Here is a 17,541-nt window from a genome sequence, read left to right on the forward strand (position 1 = left end):
TCTGGGTAGCGGGTGGGAATGTAGAGGCTATCCCAGTACCGGGCCTTCTCCACCAAATCCTGAGGAGCCTCCATGGGTAGCTCCCTGAGGAGCCGGGCCACCAAGTGCCCCCAGGCCTCCTGGCCCAGGTAGCGGTGCAGGGCTTCGATCGCTTTTTCGGCGGCCTGTTGGGCAGCGAAGCAGGCCCACTCGTGCCGCTCCGCTCTCTGGGCGACATCAGCCATTTCCAGGTCTTTTTCGGCCTGGGTAAGCCAGTCCTGCGCCCGGTTCACCCCCATGGTTTACATTCTGTAGAGTTCAAGACCCGCTCGATGCGGTTGGAGAAATCATCTTTTGAGCTGGTGCAAGTTTCTCGCACGCCTCGAGTTCACGTTGTAGGGGAGCTGGCCTTGCAACTAGCGGCGTCCTGGGGTCGGCGCCTCTCGACCATAGGGCAAAGGAACATACTGCACGCTGGGTTTACCACCGCGGGGCTGGGGGTACATGCTCATTAGCTCGTAAACCTCCAAGGGCATCTCGGTAGACACCTTCAAGCCCATACTGCGGGCCTCCTCCACGCTGATGGGGTAGTCGTGCGTCCAGGTGCCTTGGGTCAGAAGTTCGGCCAGCGACTCGCTTTTGGCCTCGTCGAAGTGCTTGCGCAGCAGCCCAGTTGCAGTGCGTTTGACCTGGGCCAGGGCTTTTCGGGCCACATCGGCCATAATCAAGGTTTGGTCGTCTATCTCGGCGATGGGTTTTTGCTCGAGCACCTTGAGCACCGAAGCCGCTGGATACTGCCCGAGCTGAGGGTCAACCGGGCCAAGCACCGCATTTTCGTCCATCACGATTTCATCAGCGGCCAGGGCTATAAGGGTGCCCCCCGACATGGCGTAATGCGGTACGAAAACAGTCACCTTGGCCGGGTGCTTTAGCAGGGCTTCGGCAATTTGTTCGGCGGCCAGCACCAGGCCACCTGGGGTGTGCAACACAAGGTCTAAAGGCACGCTCTTATCGGTGAGGCGGATGGCCCTCAGAACCTGCTCTGAGTCGTCTATGTCAATGTATCGCGCAAAAGGAATCCCGAGAAAGGAAAAGCCCTCCTGGCGGTGAATCAGGGTAATGACCCGGCTCTTTCGCTTTCGCTCCAGGTCTGTTATGCGCCGAGCTCGAGCAGCCAGAAGAAGCTGCTGATTGAAGTAGGGGCTCAGCGTGGAGAGGATAAAGAACAGCCAGAACAGCTGAAAGAAAATGTCCATGCCGTATTCCTCGATAGAAGCATGATATACCCTTTGCGGCGTCTGCTAAGCAGGCTTGCTCTTACTGTACGCGAAGGCGATGGCCAGGGCTCGAGCCCCCATCAACGCCAGAATGCCGCTGCTCCAGACCAGCACATCCCAGCCTTTGATGTCACCCGAAAACAAGCCCAGCATCATCTCCCGCAAAACAAATATCACCGCCACCTCAACCAGAATCTCAGCCCGAATGCGGTCGTATTCGAAGTAGTCCACGAACGCGCGCACCAGCTCGAGCACCACCACCAACGACAGGATGTTGGTCACCAGGTCTTTCAAACCCAACCGCACGGTGGGCTGGCTCACGGCCAGGCCCAAATCCATCAGGGTGCGCCCCACGCTGACCAGCAAACCAACCAGCAGGGCCACCAGCGCCAGATTGAAGATAACCCGGGTCGTGATCCTGAAAACCGTAAGGAGATTTTTTTGGTTGATCATCAGCCCTCCAGTTTGTCCACCACCTCAAACAACCCTTCCAAATCCATCTTGGCGTAAATGGCGCTGGTGTTGAGGTTGCTGTGGCCGAGCAGCCGGGCGGTTGCATGAAGGTCGCGGCTGACCTTGTAAAAGCGGGTTCCGGCGGTGTGGCGCAGCATGTGGGCCCCGTAGTAGCGCTCTGGGAAGCCCAGGGTTCGGTAGTGGCCATTCAGAATTTTACGCAGGGTTTTGTCGGTCATGGCCCGGCCATCGGCCTTGCGCCCGCCCAGGTTAATCAGTAGGGCCCGCTCACCGGCTGCGGCATGGGCCAGCCGAAGCCTCAGCCACTCCTGAAGCTCCTGCACCAAGGCCCGCGACAGCGGCACCGAGCGTTGCTTGCGGCCTTTGCCGCTGCGGATGAACAGGAGCCGCTCCTCCAGATGCACATCCTCGAGCTGCAAGTTAATAACTTCACTTATACGCAGACCGGCCTCGGCCATCAGGCGCACCGCCAGGCGGTCCCGGCAGGTCTGGGGTTCCGGGCCCGCAAGGTGGGCTAGAAGCTTCTGGTACAGGCCCGGGGGCAGGGCCGGGCGCCGTTCCTCGGGGGGGGTGGGGTCTTGGGGTGAGCGCACCTGCGGCAGCCTGGCCGCGCCCGCCCACTCGAGCGCCCGGTACAAAGCCCGCACGCCCGCCACATAGGTGGCAATGGAGCCGGGCTTGAGCACCTGGCCCTGGGAACCCCCGAGATGCCCACCCTTGGTTTGCAGGTCGGCGATGTAGCGGTCGAGGTCGTCGGCCTCGGCCTTCAGAATGTCCAGCGACTGGGTCTCGGACCAGGCCCAGGCCAGAAAGTCGCGCACGGCGAGCTGGTAGTTCTCGAGGGTTCTAGCACTCAGGGTGGCCCGCTTGCGACCCTTGAGCACCAGGTAAGCCTGTAGAAGCTCGAGCAGGCCGGCCTCGTTTCGTTCGTGTGCGGCCCGGATGGCCTCGAGCCGGCGCTTGGTGGGGTTGTGCCAGTTGGCGAGCGGTACCAGCATGGCCCCAGTATATAAAAAGCGCACTTAGGTAAATAAGGGCGCATTTCCAAGTCGCCCAAATGGCAAGCCCCCAGGGTTTCCTGGGGGCATCTGGCCAGCTCGGGCTTTACCACAGGGGCTTGTCAAAGGCGAGCTTTATCAGGCCTTTCTCGGCCACCACAGCCTCGCTGGGGTTCAGGATTGCCAGGCCGCGGGGCTTTTCCAGGGCGACCTCGAGGATGAGCCGCTTGGCCAGGGGTTTGACCGCGGGCCTGACCTCGAGGCCCGCCTCCAGGGTGTCCCACTCGGTAAAGGCCAGGTCGTCGGCCTCGTTTAAGTCCACGCTGTAAACCCGGCTTTTCTGGCCGTCGGTCTCGTGCACCAGCAGCAGCCGGGGCTTGGGCCAGGCCAGGCCCACCACCTCGTTCTTGGGGTTATCGAGCAGATAGGCGTACTCGGCAAAAAGGCCGTCGGGGTTGAGGCCCAAAAGCACCAGCCGCAGCACCGGGGAGCTTGAGGCCGCCTCGCAGTTGGGCACGCACAGGGGCCGCCCCCCCATCATGGCCAGGTAATTCCGGCTTTCGTCGAGCGCCACCCCACCCAATAGGCCCTTGTGAACGCCCCGGGCGAATAGCGGCGGGAGCGCCTCCCGCGCCCCCGGCTGGCCGATGGGCCCGTAGACCCGGCTTTTCTGGGTTTTGGGGTCGAGGAACAAAAGCCGCTGGCCGCCCTCGAGCCAGGCCCAGCCCTCGCTGGCAGCGGCCACTGCCTCGCCCACCGGGTAAAAAGCCTCGATGCTGGGCGGCTCCGAGAGGCGCAGCAGGGCCAGCGCGCTTTCCCCTTCTCGCCGCAGCGTGACCCACACCCTGCCGTTGTGCATGGCCTGGCCCAGGTGCACCAGGGTTTGCTCGAGGCTCAAGCCAGCCCAGGCCTCGGGCAGCGGTAGCCGGGCCAGCTGGCCGAGTGTGAGCGTGTTCTGCTCGAGGGCGGGTTTGGCGCTGCTTTGCACCACAGGCTCGCCGGACGGCTGGGAACTGGAGGCCTTTGCCGCGCTAGCCGGAGCAGGTTGGGCTGCTCCGGGGGTCGTGGCAGCGGAAGCAGGTTGAGGTTTGGAAACACCGGCAACCCCGCTCTGGGTTCCCGCTCCCATCGAGCTCAGGTGGGCCTCGAGCTTCCAGAGCGAGTGAGCCATCTGGTAGCGGCTGACCGCCTCATTACCCCGAAACTGGCCGTCCGAGCCCAGCGGCATGATCTGGAGGGCCACCATCCGCTGCACGGCAGCCTCGGCCCAGTGCGCCAGGGGCAGGTCATCGGGCCGGACGAGCTTAGCAGGCGCAGCCAGGCCCAGGCGTTGGGCGAGCTTGTCCAGCACCACCGCCAGCTGATACCGGGTCAGCAGCGAAGTGCCCCGGTAGGTCTGGTCCGGGAATCCCTGCACCAGCCCCTCCCCCACCATCCGGCGAATGCCTGGCAGGGCCCAGTGGTTGGGCTTGACGTCCTTAAAGCGCACCTCGGCTTCCTGCACAGGCATGGGACTATCGGCCAGCACCCGGGCCAGAGTAGTGGCCAGCTGGAAACGGTCCAAACGCACTTCGCCTTTGAACTGGCCCCCAGGAAAACCCTGGAGCCAGCCTCGAGCAGTCACCTGACCGACCGCCTGGGCAGCCCAGTGGTCGGCGGCTACGTCGTTTGGAAGAGCAAAGGCCGTCGTTACAAAAACCGTTACAAAGAACAGCATTCGCATGCATGAAATATTAGAGAGTCCCATACAGCTTTCTTGTACATTTGTCACAAGCTACCGTTACATGGGCTATTGGTTTTCATCAAACATTTAGCCATTGTTAAGGTAACCCCCGGCCCAGAAAAACGGCTTCCTATACTCGGCTATGTATGGAAACCAATTTTCTGATGGCTTTGCTCATGGCGGGTCTGGTGTTTTTGATACTTTTTTCGGCCTGGTATCCACAGGCCCAGAACCGCAAAGTGGACCAGGAGGTACGGGCCCTGGCCCGCATGTCGCGCCATGCCCGGCGGCACAATACCCTGGTGCGCTATCACAAGGGCGTACCCTTTGTCGTGACCCATCAGCGGCGGGGTTTGGTATATATGTTCGCCGGAAAGATGGTGACCCGAGACCAACTGGTCAAACTGCTTGGCAGCGAAGACATTGTGCGTCGAGCCGAACAGGAGGAGTCGCAGGTCGCGCCCCATCCAACCCGCCTGACAATTCCTGGCTAAAGCGACATGTTTTGAGCCATTTCAGTTCAAGTTTTGCCCTGGATAGAGCGCTCTTCACATATTATGAGCCATTCGAGTTCGAGAAAGCCTGGTTCTGACCAGAACAGCGACCGCCTGGAAACTCGAAAACATGCGTCTTGGCTCAGACGCATACCCGTTTTCGTGAGCGGCCACGTCTGTGAAGAGGGTGATATACGCCAAAGTTGGTATAGGAAATCCCAAAGAACGTGCTGACCATTTGGACGGCCACCGCATTGGCCGATTGTTTAGGGAGCCAGCATAGAGAAGATAACCGGGTTCCGGCTCAGGGCTATGGCTATGCGCTGGGCTGCTGCACGTAGTTCTGGAAGGCGTTCAGTCACGAGCTTTTCGGGGGTGGTCAGTACAGTGTAACCCGAGGTGTTGAGGGCCGCCACTGTGGTGCCATCGGGCGCGCGGATCGGAACCGCCAAAGCTGTTACGCCATAATCAAGCTCGTCTACCGTGGTTGCGTAGCCCTGCTGACGCACCTGCTGGATTATTCGCCTTAGTTCGCTTTTGTCGGTGACAGTGCGGTTTGTTAGGGGGACTGGATTCAGCTCGGACATCCAGGTGTCCAGGCGCTCCTCGCTCAAACCTGCCAGCAAGACCCGCCCCAACGAGGTAGCGAAAGCCGGATAGCGCGCCCCTACGTGCGCGGCAGCCCGCCGTGCCCGTTGCACGGAGTAATGGGCCACATACAAAACATCCTGGCCATAAAGGGTTGCAACGGAGGAGGCATCGCCAAAGGTCTCGACCAGGGCCCGCAACTCAGGCAAAAACACTTCATCAACCCGAGCGGAAAAATAAAAGGCCGAACCTATACCCAAAACCCTCGGTCGCAAGTAGTAGCGCTTGCCCACCTGGCCCACATAGCCCAGGGTTTTGAGGGTAATCAGGCTGCGGCGAACCGCAGCCGGGGGCAGGCCCGTCCGGCGAGCAATGTCGCTCAGGGTCATCTCGCTGTGATATGCATCAAAGGCCTCCAAAACCGAAAGACCTCGAGCAAAAGCCTCCACAAATTCTGCCGGACGCTCTGTTTCAGAGGTTGGGAGCTCGAGCTTCATCCTTCAGGAGCCAACACAAAGTCAAAGGTAAACTGGGCGTCGGGGCGTCGCTTCAGCGGTAAGTCAATAACCTGGTCTTTCCGGACGGGCTCGAGCCTGACTACCAAAGAGCGCCGCACCCCAAACACCGCATCGCTATCAAGGTACTCGCCGTTCTCGAAAAATACCTCGGTGACCAGGGGGCGGTAACCTTCTGCGGATACCACGTAATGCAAATGTGCAGCCCGCCAGGCGTGACGCTTTCCAGCCCTCAGCAAATCCCCTACAGGGCCATCGTAGGGCACCGTGTAGGGCCGAGGCATGACGGTAGTATACCAGTACTCGCCTTTCTCGTTGGTCCGAAGCCTTCCTCGCAGGTCATATTTGTCTCTGCCGTATTTTTGCTCCTGAATAGGATAGGTGCCTGAGGCATCGGCCTGCCAGGTATCCACAATGGCCCCTGCAATTGGCTTGCCCAGAGTGTCGCGCACCATACCTCGAGTTAGCAAAACCACCCCGTCGTACCCCTCGGCCAGGTCGCTGCCTAACTCTCGCTCCGGGGCGTTTTGCAGGTAAAAGGGACCTAAATTTGAGTGAGGGGTGCTGCCCCCGTAGCTGTTAATCATGTCCACCAGAGCGGAAAGGCCCAGCACGTCTGAGAGGAGAATGAACTCGCTTCGCTCTGGGTTGGAAATCTTCCCGCACTCGTAAAGGAAGTTCATGACCGCCATCCACTCCTCGTGGGTGAGGCGTACCTCCCGAACATAATCGTGCAGATGCTGCACGAAAGTATCTAGCAGAAACCTAAAACGAGAGCCCGACTCGATTTGAAACGAGTCCTGAACTGCTTGGGTGATGGAGAACTCATTAATGTCCCGCACGTCTAACCCCTCCTTGTTTGACCGGCTTTTGCCTTGACATAAACTTATCTCGAGTATAATATTTGTCAAGAGGAAAAGTTTTCGTATAGCGAAAATCTCAGTAAGGAGAGGTCGGATGCGCATAGGCAAAACGGATCAGCCTTTTACGTCCATAGCTACCTCAGATGCCGAGAGTGTAACCATCCGCGGCTTTGACCTGTGTCATGAGCTGATAGGCAAGCTCAGTTTCGGTGAACTCTTTTGGTTGCTGATGCTGGGTCAACTGCCAAACAGCCGTCAGCGAGCCATGCTGGATGCCTGCCTGATAGCCATTGCTGAGCATGGGCTGGTGCCAACCGTGCAGGCTGCCCGCATGACCCTTGCCGCTGCACCAGAGGCCTGGCAGGGGGCCATGGCTGCGGGCCTTTTGGGAATGGGCACAGTCGTTGCAGGTTCTTCAGAGGCAGCGGGCCGTTACCTGGTCGAGCTGAAACAAGCGGCGGATGCCACCGGAAACGAAGAACTGGCGGTAGAGGAAAGCCTGAAGCGGCTCAAGGCAGCTCGAGCAAAAGTAGCAGGGCTCGGGCACCCCCAGCACACGGGGGGCGATCCCCGGGCTGCCCGCCTGCTCGAGCTCGCCGATGAGCACGCCGTGTCGGCCCAGTACGTGCGGCTTTTGCGTCTGTTGGGAAAAATGGCCCCAAGCATTATGGAGCGGCGCCTGCCAATCAACGTGTCCGGAGCCATCGCTGCCGTGATGCTGGATGCCGGTTGGCCTGTAGAAGGGCTCAAAGCCATTCCGTTGGTGGCGCGAGCAGCGGGGCTGGCTGCGCATCTGCACGAGGAGACCCAGCGCCCAATCGGTTTCATCTTGTCCTACCACGCTGCACAGGCCATCCAATATGACGGCCCCACTCGCAAGGAGTAAAGACATGGCCAAACCCTTAGCCGGTGTTCGAGTAGTTGAAATGGGTACCTACATCACTGGCCCCGCAGCGGCCATGCACCTGGCTGACCTTGGTGCAGACGTGGTCAAGGTAGAGCGGCCAGGCGAGGGAGACCCTTTCAGGGCTTTCAAGGGCGGTCTGTACAGCCCGCATTTCCAGACCTATAACCGCAACAAACGCTCCATTGCCCTGGACAACGCACGGGCAGAGGATCGCACGACCTTTCACGCTCTCATAGCAACCGCAGACGTGTTCATCCACAACTTTCGACCCGGCGTTGCCGAAAGGCTGGGGGCAGGCGAGGAGGAACTGCGCCGCATTCGGCCCAACCTGATCTACTGTGCCATCTCGGGTTTTGGCGCCACCGGGCCCAAGCGTGATTACCCTGTGTACGACACGGTGGCGCAGGCGGCATCGGGGTATCTGTGGCAGCTATTGCCCCCCGACAAGCCGCGGGTTATTGGCCCGGCCATTGCCGACGCGGTAGCGGGCATCTACGCTGCTATGGGTATTTTGGCCGCACTCGTCGAGCGCCAGCGGACGGGCAAGGGGCGCAGGCTCGATATATCCATGCTCGAGGCCATGGCCTACTTCAATCTAGATAGCTTTACGCATCACTTTAGCGTTGGCGAGGTGATGGGCCCCCTCTCACGCCCCTCCGTTTCTCAAAGTTACGTGTTTGAGTGCGCCGATGGTAAGTGGATTGCCATTCACCTTTCCTCCCCAACCAAGTTTTGGGAAGGCTTGCTCAGGGCTACACAGCAGGAGCCGCTCGCAAAAGACCCGCGCTTCGCCGAGCGGCTCGAGCGCATTGCCAACCAGCAGGCCTTGATTGAAATACTGACGCCTGTTTTCTTACAGCACAGCCGCGAAGAATGGTGCCGACGCCTGGCAGCCGAGGGGGTGCCCCATGCGCCCGTTTACAACTCCAGCGAAGCGCTAGAGGATCCACAAGCCCAGCACCTCAAGCTCAAGGTGACGGTTCCAGGCTCGCCCATGGGGCACTTTACCACTGTCCGTTCTCCTTACAACTTCGATGGGCAGATAGATACCGATATCATCCCGCCCCCAACCCTGGATGAACACGGAGATGAAATCCGCGCCGAGCTGGCGCTGCGCAAAGCGGGTAAGAGTTCTTGATGCCCAGCAAACCCCTGGGTCTGGATAAGGAGGAAGCATGTGTAAACTCGAGGCCCCCCTACTCGCTCCTCTGGAGTTCGGCAGCCCACTTTTGGGTTCAAGTTCCCTCCCCGAATCCCTTCCACCGGGAATCGGGGAACCCGACCGCCTGACCCTGATTCGGGGGGGTACGGTGCTTTCAATGGATGCTCGAGTTGGAAACTTCGCTGTGGGCGACGTGCTGCTCAAGGGCAGCCGTATCCTCGAGGTGGCGCCAAAAATCGAGGTGTCCGATGCCGCTGTCATAGATGCCAGCGGTCACATCGTGATGCCGGGCTTCATTGACACCCATCATCACCACTTTGAAACAGCCCTGCGAGGGTTGCTGGCTGACGCCATCTTACTGAACGATGGCCGACCCTCCTCGGCCATGAACTACTACGAGGTCATGCTGCTGAAGCTGTCCAGGGTTTATCGTCCAGAGGATGTTTACATCAACATCCTCTATGGCAGCATTGCCCAGCTTGATGCCGGGGTCACGACCGCAATGGACGTAAGCCAAATCCATCACTCCCCCGAACACAGCGACGCCGCGGTGGCTGCTCTTCGGGATGCAGGCCGGCGTGCCGTGCTGGGCTACTTTGAGGGCTGGGGGGAGAAGAGCCAGTACCCGCAGGACGCAGCCCGCATTCGCAGCCAGCATTTCTCCAGCAACGACCAGTTGTTAACTATGGTGATGGGCGGGGAAATCTACCTACCCGGTTACGAGGCTGCTTGGCGGATCGGCAGAGAGCTGGCAATTCCCATTGCAGCGCACATCGTCGGTACCTTCGGCATGGCCCCCACCTTCGATAGCCTGTCTGAACAAAACCAGTTTGGCCCCGACAACATCTTTATCCACATGACGGGGATGTCGGATATGGCCTGGCAGCGGGCCGCCGATTCTGGGGCCCATGTTTCACTCTCAGTGCCCATCGAAATGCACATGCGTCACGGCACCCCGCCCCTTCAAAAAGCGCTCGATCTGGGCATGACGGTATCGCTATCAAGTGATGTAGAGTGCACGATGACCGCCGATATGTTCACCCAGATGCGCTCAACCATTACCCTGCAGCGCATGTTCGCCAACCAGCTTGCCCTGGACGGTAAGGATTTTCCTTCTCTGATGAGCACCGCCGAGGTATTGCAGATGGCTACCCTCAACGGCGCACGCGGGCTTCGTCTGGAGGCCAAAACCGGTTCGCTCACCCCCGGCAAGGAAGCCGACATTATTTTGCTGGACACCAACTGCCTCAATACCGCCCCCCTCAACCACGCACCCGGAGCGGTGGTAACCCTCATGGAGCGTTGCAACGTTTCAACGGTGATATGTGGAGGCAAAGTACGGAAGTGGCAGGGAGAGCTGCTGGGCTTTGACCTGGAGAATTTACGCCGGAGGCTCGAGCAAAGCCGCGATTACATTTTTGCCACAGCCGGAGTAGAGAAAGACCTTTTTCGCTAAACCCCGTGAACCAACTGGCCCGATAGAATGGGGTCCATGTTGAAGGCTGTCCCCGGAACCAACGACATCTTCGCACAGGCCAGGGAGTATCCCTTCCGCGAGCCGGTTTTTCGCTACATCATCCAGACCGCCGAGGAGGTGTTGAGGGGGGCGGGCGCCCAGATGATTCACACCCCCATCTTCGAATACCTGGAAGTCTTGCAGAAGGGGGTTGGCCTGACCTCGGATATCGTGGTCAAGAAGGAGATGTACACTTTCGAGGACCGGGGTGGGCGGGTACTGGGCCTGCGTCCCGAGCCTACCGCATCCATCGTGCGGGCCTACAACCAGCACGGCATGAAGGTCTGGCCCCAACCGGTGCGGCTATTCACCTGGGGGCCTATTTTTCGGGCCGAGCGCCAGCAAAAGGGCCGGTATAAGCAGTTTCACCAGGTTGATTACGAGGCCCTGGGCCTCTGTGACCCTGTCTTGGATGCCGAGGCCATCGCGCTGATGGTGCGAATCTACAAAACCCTGGGCCTGAGGAACCTCGAGGTCAAGCTCGGCTCGGTGGGCGACCCCGAGGATCGGGTGCGGTACAACCAGTACCTGCGCGAGCTGTTCCGGCCCCAGGCCGAGCGGCTCTCGGAAGACTCGAGGGTGCGCCTGGAGACCAACCCCATGCGGATTCTGGACTCCAAAAGCGAGCAAGACCAGCAGATTGTGGCCGAGTTGCAGGTGAGGCCGATGCTGGATTTTCTTGGGGAGGCCTCGAGGGCCTTCCACGAGCAGGTTTGTAGCTACCTGACCAGGCTGGGGGTTGAATACTCGGTGGACCCCAGCATCGTGCGCGGCCTCGACTATTACGTGCGCACCGCATGGGAGGTTCACCATGCCCAGATTGGGGCCAAGTCGGCGCTGGGCGGCGGGGGCCGTTACGACGGCCTCTCCGAGATGCTGGGCGGCCCGCCGGTGCCGGGCGTGGGTTTCGGCATCGGAATCGAGCGGGTGGCCATCGCACTCGAGCAGGAGGGGGTGGGCATCCCTGCCGACCCCTCCCCCACCCTCTACCTGGCCCCTCTGGACGAGGCGGCCCGGATTGAGGCCCTGGCCCTGGCCGAACAGCTGCGCCCAAAGGTGTATGTGGAGCTTGGCTATGTGCCCAGAAGCCCGCGCAAGGCCCTCGAGGACGCCCTCAAGAAGGGGGCCAAGTATGTGGGCTTCCTGGGCGAAGGTGAGCGGGCCAAAGGGGTGGTGACCCTCAAGCACCTGGAAAGCGGCGAGCAAAAGGAGCTCGAGCCCCTGCAACTGCACAGCCTTTTCGAAGGCCCCGACCCAAAATAGAGCGCTCTTCGCATATTGTGAGCCATTCGAGTTCGAGTAAGCCTGGTTCTGAACAGAACAGTGGCCGCCTGGAAACTCGAAAACATGCGTCTCGGCCCAGACGCAACGCAGACAAGCGTGCCTCACCTCGGTGAGGCACGTCTGCTTGTCCCTTCTCGTTTTCGTGGGCGGCGGAAGCACAGGAGGGGGTGGGGGTTGGGCCTCTTCAATTGTATGGGAGGGGTTCAAGCAAGCATTGAGTAATGTAAGTGCATATTTTCACGATATAACTAGCATGTGAAAAAGATATTCACACTGCCCTCTCTGTAAATCATTTGAGAACTTTTCACAAAAAGGTATGCTAAAGCCTATGCGTCGCACGCTTTACTGTGGTCATTTGCGCGAACAACATGTGGGCAAAAAAGTGGTTCTGGAGGGCTGGGTCAACCGAAGGCGCGACCTGGGGGGCCTAATTTTTATTGACCTGCGGGATCGGGAGGGCATTGTTCAGGTGATCGTTAACCCCGATTCTGCCTGCTTTGCGGAGGCTGATAGGGTTCGCTCGGAATGGGTGGTGCGCGTGGAGGGAGTGGTGCGCGGTCGCCCTGCCGAGCAGGTCAACCCAAAACTGAGCACCGGCGCGGTGGAGGTGGTGGCGGAGGGCCTCGAGGTGCTCGCCGAGGCCAAGACCCCGCCCTTTCCCATTGATGCCGGCTGGCGCGGCGAAGAAGACCAGGGCGTCAACGAGGAAGTGCGCCTCAAAAACCGCGTGGTAGACCTGCGCCGCAAGCGCCTGCACGACAACCTGCGGCTGCGGCACAAGGTGATTGCGGCCATCTACCGCTTTCTGGACGCAGAGGGCTTTATCAGCGTGGAGACCCCCTACCTGACCCGCTCGACCCCTGAAGGGGCGCGGGACTTCCTGGTGCCCTCGAGGCTCGAGCCCGGCCACTTTTATGCGCTGCCCCAGTCGCCCCAGCTTTTCAAGCAGATGCTGATGGTAGCGGGTTACGACCGCTACTTCCAGATTGCCCGCTGCTTCCGCGACGAAGACCTCAGGGCCGACCGCCAGCCCGACTTTACCCAGCTCGACCTGGAGATGTCGTTTGTCACCCAGGAGGACATCATCGAGCTCAACGAACGGCTGGCCGCCTACATCCTGCGCGAGACCTTGGGGGTGGAGCTGGCTTTGCCCTTTCCCCGGCTGAGCTACGCCGAGGCCATGAACCGCTACGGCTCGGACAAGCCCGACCTGCGCTTTGGCCTCGAGCTTCAGGACGTGACCGAGGTGTTCAAAGGCGGCGAGTTCCGGGCCTTTGCCAGCGCCGAGAGCGTGAAGGTTCTGGTCGCGCCGGCCCTGCTGTCGCGCAAGGAGATTGAAGAGCTGGAGGCCCTGGCCAAGTCCAAGGGGGCCGCAGGGCTGGCCTGGGCGCGGCTGGAGTCCGGGGCGCTTTCGGGCGGCATCGCCCGGTTCGTGCCCCCCGCCCTCCTGGAGCAGGTGCGGGTGCAGGAAGGCCAGACCCTATTGTTCGTGGCGGGTGCCTGGCGCAAGACCGTGGAGAGCCTGGGGGCGGTGCGGCTCGAGCTGGGCAAGCGGCTGGGCCTCCTCGAGCCCGGCTTCAAGTTTTTGTGGGTGGTGGACTTTCCACTTCTGGAGTGGGACGAAGAGGCGGGCCGCTGGACCTACATGCACCACCCTTTTACCAGCCCCAACCTAGACGACCTGCACCTGCTCGAAAGCGACCCCGGCCAGGTGCGGGCCTACGCCTACGACTTCGTGTTCAACGGCTCCGAGGCCGGGGGCGGCTCCATCCGCATCCACCGCCGCGACCTGCAAGAGCGCATGTTTGCCCTGCTGGGCATCGGCCCCGAAGAGGCCCGGGAAAAGTTCGGTTTCCTGCTCGAGGCCCTCTCCTACGGCGCACCCCCCCACGGTGGAATCGCCTGGGGACTCGACCGTTTTGTGGCCAACCTGGCCGGCGAGGAGTCCATCCGCGAGGTGATCGCCTTTCCCAAGAACAAAGAGGGCAAAGAACCCCTCACCGGGGCACCGGCGGCGGTGGACGAGGCCCAGCTGGCAGCAGTGGGGCTGAGCGTGCGGAGGGAGGCATGAAGGCGCGGGGCTTGCATGCTTGTTTCTCATGGGGGGGGTTCCATGCCTGAGGCCCACCTTCGCATTCCTTATTTGCTGGTGGACGCTTTTACCGAGGTGCCCGGTGGGGGCAATCGGGTGGCGCTGGTGCTGGACGCGCGGGGCATGACCACCGAGGAGATGCAACGGGTGGCCACCCGGCTGGGCCAGCCCCAGGCCGCTTTTGTCACCGACTGGGACGGAACCGGCTTTGGGGTTCGCTTCTTTGCAGCCAACGGCGAGGTGGAGTTCAGCGGCCACGCCGCCGTGGCCCTGGCGCTCACCCTGGCCCGGGAGGAAAGGCTGCCTACGGGAGCCAAGAAACTGTACTTGCGGACCATCGGGGAGTCGCTCAGGGTGGAGCTCGAGGATGGACGGGTTCGGGTGCAAAGCCCCAGCCCCCGCTTCCGCGACCCCCCTTCCTGGAAGGTTTTGCAGGAGGTTATCGAGGTCATGGGGGCCAATGAGCGCTACCTGCACCGGGGGCTGCCCTACGGCATCACCTTTACCGGCCTGTGGACGCTCTTTATGCCGGTGGTGGCGCCGGGGCTGGTGGATGCCCTGGAGCCCGATATGCAAAAACTGACCGAGCTTTCGGAGAGGCTCGAGGTCGCTACCATGCACGTCTATGCCCCCTATGGCCCACGCCGCTTTTATGCGCGTACCTTTGCACCGGCCCTGGGGATTCCCGAAGACCCCGTAACCGGCTCGCCCAATGCGGCCCTGGGGGCGCTGCTGGCCCGGGCTGGGGTGGTGCCCCGCTGGGAAGGAGAGGTCAGCCTGAGCGTGACCCAGGGGCACCGCATGGGCGGCCCCGGCCAGGTGGAGGTGCGGGTGGAGTACGGCCCGGCGGGGAACATCCTGGCGGTGTTCATTGGCGGAACCGCGGTGCTGGCCGAAACCGGCGTGGTGGAGCTGGGGGGCAGTCCCAACTAGCCGATGATCGGGCCTCCAGACTCTGGCCATCGGCATTTTTTGGCCCCAGGCCCTCGATGAAGGTATGAACACACCCATTCGGCTCGTGTTGGTTGATGTGGACGGCACCTTGTTTGGCCCCGGCGGGGTGCCCCCGTGCGCCTGGGAGGCCGCCAAGCGGGCCCGGGAAGCGGGCTTGCACCTGAGCATCTGCACCGGGCGGCCCGGACGCGGGTTTGCCCTCGAGTACGCCGAGCGGCTCGACCCCGATGGTTTGCATATTTTTGAGTCGGGCGCGGTTGTGGTCTCGGGACGGCGGGAGCTGCTGCGGGTTTCGGCCTTGCCCGAAGAGGCCTTTCAGAGGCTCCTCGAGCTGAGCCGGTCGCACCAGGTTCCCTTCGAGGTCTACACCGCCGAGGGGGGCTTCTACCGTGAGCAAGCGCACCCCGACCTGCTCCAGCACGAGAGGCTGCTGGGCTTTGAAGCCGAGCCTCGCGACTTAGGGGGGCTTAAGGAAAACGTGGTGCGGGTTCAGTTCGTCTGGCGCCCCTCCCCTGCCTGGTCGCTGGTGCGAGCGCATATTTTACGCATGCCCGAGGTCGAACTGCACGAGGCCACCAGCCCCGGCATGCCGGGGGTCGGGTTCAGCTCGGTTACCGCCAGAGGCGTCTCGAAACGGGCGGCGGCGGAGTGGGTCGCGGCGCGGCTGGGGCTCGACCTGGGCCGGTGTGCCATGATTGGCGATGGCGAGAATGACCTGGAGCTGATCCAGGCCGCCCGGCTCGGAATTGCCATGGGCAATGCCCCGGAAAACGTGAAGCAGGCCGCCGACCTGGTGGTGGGCACAGTAGACGAGTGCGGCCTCGAGCAGGCCCTGGATATCCTTCGTTCGGGTCTAAGCGGGCTCTAGTATGTGCTTCTTTTCACGACAAAATAGGCTTGTGATATATTTCTTTGTTTCCATCCAACCGTTTCCTCCAGGAGAACATCCATGATCAAACTGGTCGCCCTCGATCTGGACGGAACCTTCTACGCCGGACGCACCCTCGGGGTGCCCGAATCGGCCTGGGCCGCCATCGAACGAGGCCGGGAGGCTGGCTTGAGGTTTGCGGTTTGTACCGGGCGTCCTCAGGGAGGGGTGGGCCTCGAGTATGCCCGGCGCTTGCAGCCCGACGGCCCCCACGTCTTCAACGACGGCGCTTCAATCTGCGACGCCTGGGGTCGGTCCTTGCATGCCGAGCCGCTGCCCCGGCTGGCGGAAATCATCGCCATTGCACGCAGGCATGGACTGCCTTTCGACCTGATGGGCGCCGACGGCGGTCGCTACTACGAGAGCGACCTGATGCCCCCCGAGCTGCTTACCCACATCGAGATAACCGGGGTGGAGGCCCGTTCGGCCCAGTTTGAGGAAATCCGCGAGACCCTGGTCCGGCTGTGGTTTGTGGTGCCCGACCTGAGCCTGTGGGAGACGGTCAAGCCAGACCTGGCCGCCCTTTCCGAAATTGATTTAGCCGAGTATCTGAGTCCGCGTGAGGTGGTTACCGGCGTGATCCGGAAGGGGGTCTCCAAGGCATCGGGCCTGCGCTGGCTGGCCGAGTATTATGCAATTTCTATGGACGAAATCGCCATGATTGGCGACAGCCACAACGACCTCGAGGCCATCCGCGATGCGGGTCTGGGAATTGCCATGGGCAACGCTGTAGATGAAATCATCGCCATCGCCGACCACGTCACCGCCCACGTGCGCGAGCACGGCTTTGCCCAGGCCATCGAGCACATTCTCTTGCTCAATGAGCAGGCCTGAGGGCCTTTTTCGTTACCGCTAGGCTGTTTGGTTAGAGCGCTCTTCGCATATTGTGAGCCATTCGAGTTTGAGAAAGCCTGGCTCTAGTGGCCGCCTCGAAACTCGAAAACATGCGTCTCAACCCAGACGCAACGCAGACCAGCGTGCCTCACCGAGATGAGGCGCGTCTCTTTGTCCCTTCTCGTTTTCGTGGGCGGCCATGTCTTTGAAGAGCGCGGTAGGTTGGCAGGGGCAGACGGCGCAACCCCTAGCCGGAATGGCGGCGCTCAGCGGGATATTTTTCCCTACCCACCCCGCTGGATTGCTGCCAGCATTGAGGCATGTTTGGCATTCGTGACCGCCAACTCGGGGTCTTGGTCGGCCTGATGTTTGCCCCCTTTGCGCTGCAATTGCTGGGCTGGGCCGGCACACCGCTGGGCGGCGGGCCCTGTGGGGCCATCGGGCTCGACCAGCTGATGCTCGAGCAACCCCAAACTTTTTTTTACGCCCAGATTATGCTGTGGGGCATCTCACTGCTGATGTCCACGGGGTTTTTTGTATTGATGCTGGGGTTCATGCACAACGGCAGCATTCCAAAACCCCAGGCCCAGCCCTTTTTGCTGATTTCCCTGGCCATAGGCAGCTCAACCGCCCTGATTTACGCCCTAACCCACACCGTGGGCCTGCCCGCACCCAGCCCCATCGGCTGGCTGGTGGGGGGGGCCGAACCCACCGACGCCATCGGGATTCTGATATTCGTGGTGCTGCTCGCCCACTGCGTTCTGACCTTGCGTTGGCTGATGCACACAAAGCCCATTCCCCCCAAAGCAGCCAAGCCCCAAGCCCAAAAGAGCTGAGCATACTTTTCGCCCCGCAAAGCAAGCAAGAAGAGCCTGCACTTATACCAAATCTCACCCAAAGTGACACCTAAGTTAGGATAGGGGAATGAGTCGAAGGATTGCCCCAATCGATTG

Annotated in this window: 17 protein-coding genes; 10 read left to right on the forward strand and 7 right to left on the reverse strand. The window is 61.2% G+C overall.

Features of this window, described 5'->3' with window-relative positions; all coding sequences use genetic code 11:
- The 5 genes from NZN28_RS10470 to NZN28_RS10490 form a co-directional block, all read right to left on the reverse strand.
- The coding region (locus NZN28_RS10470) for a HEPN domain-containing protein (protein WP_295397946.1) at positions 1 to 278 on the reverse strand (278 nt) is incomplete at its 3' end.
- A 117-nt stretch (positions 279 to 395) separates the two neighbouring features.
- Positions 396 to 1,235, reverse strand: coding sequence for a hypothetical protein (locus tag NZN28_RS10475; protein ID WP_295397948.1), 840 nt, complete (start codon positions 1,233 to 1,235; stop codon positions 396 to 398).
- A 45-nt stretch (positions 1,236 to 1,280) separates the two neighbouring features.
- Positions 1,281 to 1,709, reverse strand: a complete 429-nt coding sequence (locus tag NZN28_RS10480) for a phosphate-starvation-inducible PsiE family protein (protein ID WP_295397950.1) — start codon at positions 1,707 to 1,709, stop codon at positions 1,281 to 1,283.
- Positions 1,709 to 2,728, reverse strand: a complete 1,020-nt coding sequence (locus NZN28_RS10485) for a tyrosine-type recombinase/integrase (RefSeq protein ID WP_295397952.1) — start codon at positions 2,726 to 2,728, stop codon at positions 1,709 to 1,711. The genes NZN28_RS10480 and NZN28_RS10485 overlap by 1 nt, the downstream gene beginning before the upstream one ends.
- 106 nt (positions 2,729 to 2,834) lie before the next feature.
- A complete protein-coding gene (locus NZN28_RS10490; protein WP_295397954.1) occupies positions 2,835 to 4,451 on the reverse strand; it encodes an S-layer homology domain-containing protein in 1,617 nt (538 codons plus the stop codon).
- Between the two features lie 146 nt (positions 4,452 to 4,597).
- On the opposite strand from NZN28_RS10490, the gene NZN28_RS10495 reads away from it, so the two are divergent.
- Positions 4,598 to 4,945 carry a hypothetical protein gene (locus NZN28_RS10495; protein ID WP_295397956.1) on the forward strand — a complete coding sequence of 116 codons (348 nt, stop codon included), beginning with the start codon at positions 4,598 to 4,600 and terminating at the stop codon, positions 4,943 to 4,945.
- A gap of 266 nt (positions 4,946 to 5,211) precedes the next feature.
- Here NZN28_RS10495 and NZN28_RS10500 read toward each other — a convergent pair whose 3' ends face one another.
- Positions 5,212 to 6,030, reverse strand: coding sequence for an IclR family transcriptional regulator C-terminal domain-containing protein (locus NZN28_RS10500; RefSeq protein ID WP_295397958.1), 819 nt, complete (start codon positions 6,028 to 6,030; stop codon positions 5,212 to 5,214).
- On the reverse strand, positions 6,027 to 7,013 hold the full coding sequence (locus tag NZN28_RS10505) for a dioxygenase (protein WP_295397960.1): 987 nt from the start codon (positions 7,011 to 7,013) through the stop codon (positions 6,027 to 6,029). Before NZN28_RS10505 ends, NZN28_RS10500 begins: the two co-directional genes overlap by 4 nt.
- Between NZN28_RS10505 and NZN28_RS10510 the strand changes: the two genes are divergently transcribed.
- From NZN28_RS10510 to NZN28_RS10550, 9 genes are all read left to right on the forward strand, one after another.
- Complete coding sequence (locus NZN28_RS10510) at positions 7,006 to 7,797, forward strand: citryl-CoA lyase (RefSeq protein ID WP_295397962.1); 792 nt, start codon at positions 7,006 to 7,008, stop codon at positions 7,795 to 7,797. The genes NZN28_RS10505 and NZN28_RS10510 overlap by 8 nt on opposite strands.
- 4 nt (positions 7,798 to 7,801) lie before the next feature.
- Complete coding sequence (locus NZN28_RS10515; protein ID WP_295397964.1) at positions 7,802 to 8,956, forward strand: CaiB/BaiF CoA-transferase family protein; 1,155 nt, start codon at positions 7,802 to 7,804, stop codon at positions 8,954 to 8,956.
- Between the two features lie 37 nt (positions 8,957 to 8,993).
- Complete coding sequence (locus NZN28_RS10520) at positions 8,994 to 10,436, forward strand: amidohydrolase family protein (RefSeq protein WP_295397966.1); 1,443 nt, start codon at positions 8,994 to 8,996, stop codon at positions 10,434 to 10,436.
- 36 nt (positions 10,437 to 10,472) lie between these two features.
- Positions 10,473 to 11,759, forward strand: coding sequence for a histidine--tRNA ligase (hisS, locus tag NZN28_RS10525; protein WP_295397968.1), 1,287 nt, complete (start codon positions 10,473 to 10,475; stop codon positions 11,757 to 11,759).
- Between the two features lie 349 nt (positions 11,760 to 12,108).
- Positions 12,109 to 13,851, forward strand: a complete 1,743-nt coding sequence (gene aspS / locus NZN28_RS10530) for an aspartate--tRNA ligase (RefSeq protein ID WP_295397970.1) — start codon at positions 12,109 to 12,111, stop codon at positions 13,849 to 13,851.
- Between the two features lie 42 nt (positions 13,852 to 13,893).
- Positions 13,894 to 14,805 carry a PhzF family phenazine biosynthesis protein gene (locus tag NZN28_RS10535; RefSeq protein WP_295397971.1) on the forward strand — a complete coding sequence of 304 codons (912 nt, stop codon included), beginning with the start codon at positions 13,894 to 13,896 and terminating at the stop codon, positions 14,803 to 14,805.
- A gap of 64 nt (positions 14,806 to 14,869) precedes the next feature.
- On the forward strand, positions 14,870 to 15,694 hold the full coding sequence (locus tag NZN28_RS10540) for an HAD family hydrolase (protein ID WP_295397973.1): 825 nt from the start codon (positions 14,870 to 14,872) through the stop codon (positions 15,692 to 15,694).
- A gap of 81 nt (positions 15,695 to 15,775) precedes the next feature.
- Entirely contained in the window at positions 15,776 to 16,588 is an 813-nt protein-coding gene (locus tag NZN28_RS10545; RefSeq protein WP_295397975.1) for a Cof-type HAD-IIB family hydrolase, read from the forward strand.
- A gap of 320 nt (positions 16,589 to 16,908) precedes the next feature.
- The gene (locus tag NZN28_RS10550; protein WP_295397976.1) at positions 16,909 to 17,424 is read left to right on the forward strand and encodes a hypothetical protein; all 516 of its coding nucleotides are present in this window, start codon (positions 16,909 to 16,911) and stop codon (positions 17,422 to 17,424) included.
- Positions 17,425 to 17,541: the final 117 nt, after the last annotated feature.

Source organism: Meiothermus sp. (assembly GCF_025056915.1).
In the GTDB taxonomy this organism is placed as follows: Bacteria; Deinococcota; Deinococci; order Deinococcales; family Thermaceae; genus Meiothermus.

What these genes read in the sequence shown, in the direction of transcription:
- NZN28_RS10490 (WP_295397954.1), bottom strand. Translation starts at nt 4,451, where the DNA reads ATGCGAATGCTGTTCTTTGTAACGGTTTTTGTAACGACGGCCTTTGCT.
- NZN28_RS10510 (WP_295397962.1), top strand. Translation starts at nt 7,006, where the DNA reads ATGCGCATAGGCAAAACGGATCAGCCTTTTACGTCCATAGCTACCTCA.
- NZN28_RS10500 (WP_295397958.1), bottom strand. Translation starts at nt 6,030, where the DNA reads ATGAAGCTCGAGCTCCCAACCTCTGAAACAGAGCGTCCGGCAGAATTT.
- NZN28_RS10550 (WP_295397976.1), top strand. Translation starts at nt 16,909, where the DNA reads ATGTTTGGCATTCGTGACCGCCAACTCGGGGTCTTGGTCGGCCTGATG.
- NZN28_RS10495 (WP_295397956.1), top strand. Translation starts at nt 4,598, where the DNA reads ATGGAAACCAATTTTCTGATGGCTTTGCTCATGGCGGGTCTGGTGTTT.
- aspS (WP_295397970.1), top strand. Translation starts at nt 12,109, where the DNA reads ATGCGTCGCACGCTTTACTGTGGTCATTTGCGCGAACAACATGTGGGC.
- NZN28_RS10505 (WP_295397960.1), bottom strand. Translation starts at nt 7,013, where the DNA reads ATGCGCATCCGACCTCTCCTTACTGAGATTTTCGCTATACGAAAACTT.
- NZN28_RS10545 (WP_295397975.1), top strand. Translation starts at nt 15,776, where the DNA reads ATGATCAAACTGGTCGCCCTCGATCTGGACGGAACCTTCTACGCCGGA.
- NZN28_RS10535 (WP_295397971.1), top strand. Translation starts at nt 13,894, where the DNA reads ATGCCTGAGGCCCACCTTCGCATTCCTTATTTGCTGGTGGACGCTTTT.
- hisS (WP_295397968.1), top strand. Translation starts at nt 10,473, where the DNA reads ATGTTGAAGGCTGTCCCCGGAACCAACGACATCTTCGCACAGGCCAGG.
- NZN28_RS10540 (WP_295397973.1), top strand. Translation starts at nt 14,870, where the DNA reads ATGAACACACCCATTCGGCTCGTGTTGGTTGATGTGGACGGCACCTTG.
- NZN28_RS10480 (WP_295397950.1), bottom strand. Translation starts at nt 1,709, where the DNA reads ATGATCAACCAAAAAAATCTCCTTACGGTTTTCAGGATCACGACCCGG.
- NZN28_RS10475 (WP_295397948.1), bottom strand. Translation starts at nt 1,235, where the DNA reads ATGGACATTTTCTTTCAGCTGTTCTGGCTGTTCTTTATCCTCTCCACG.
- NZN28_RS10520 (WP_295397966.1), top strand. Translation starts at nt 8,994, where the DNA reads ATGTGTAAACTCGAGGCCCCCCTACTCGCTCCTCTGGAGTTCGGCAGC.
- NZN28_RS10515 (WP_295397964.1), top strand. Translation starts at nt 7,802, where the DNA reads ATGGCCAAACCCTTAGCCGGTGTTCGAGTAGTTGAAATGGGTACCTAC.
- NZN28_RS10485 (WP_295397952.1), bottom strand. Translation starts at nt 2,728, where the DNA reads ATGCTGGTACCGCTCGCCAACTGGCACAACCCCACCAAGCGCCGGCTC.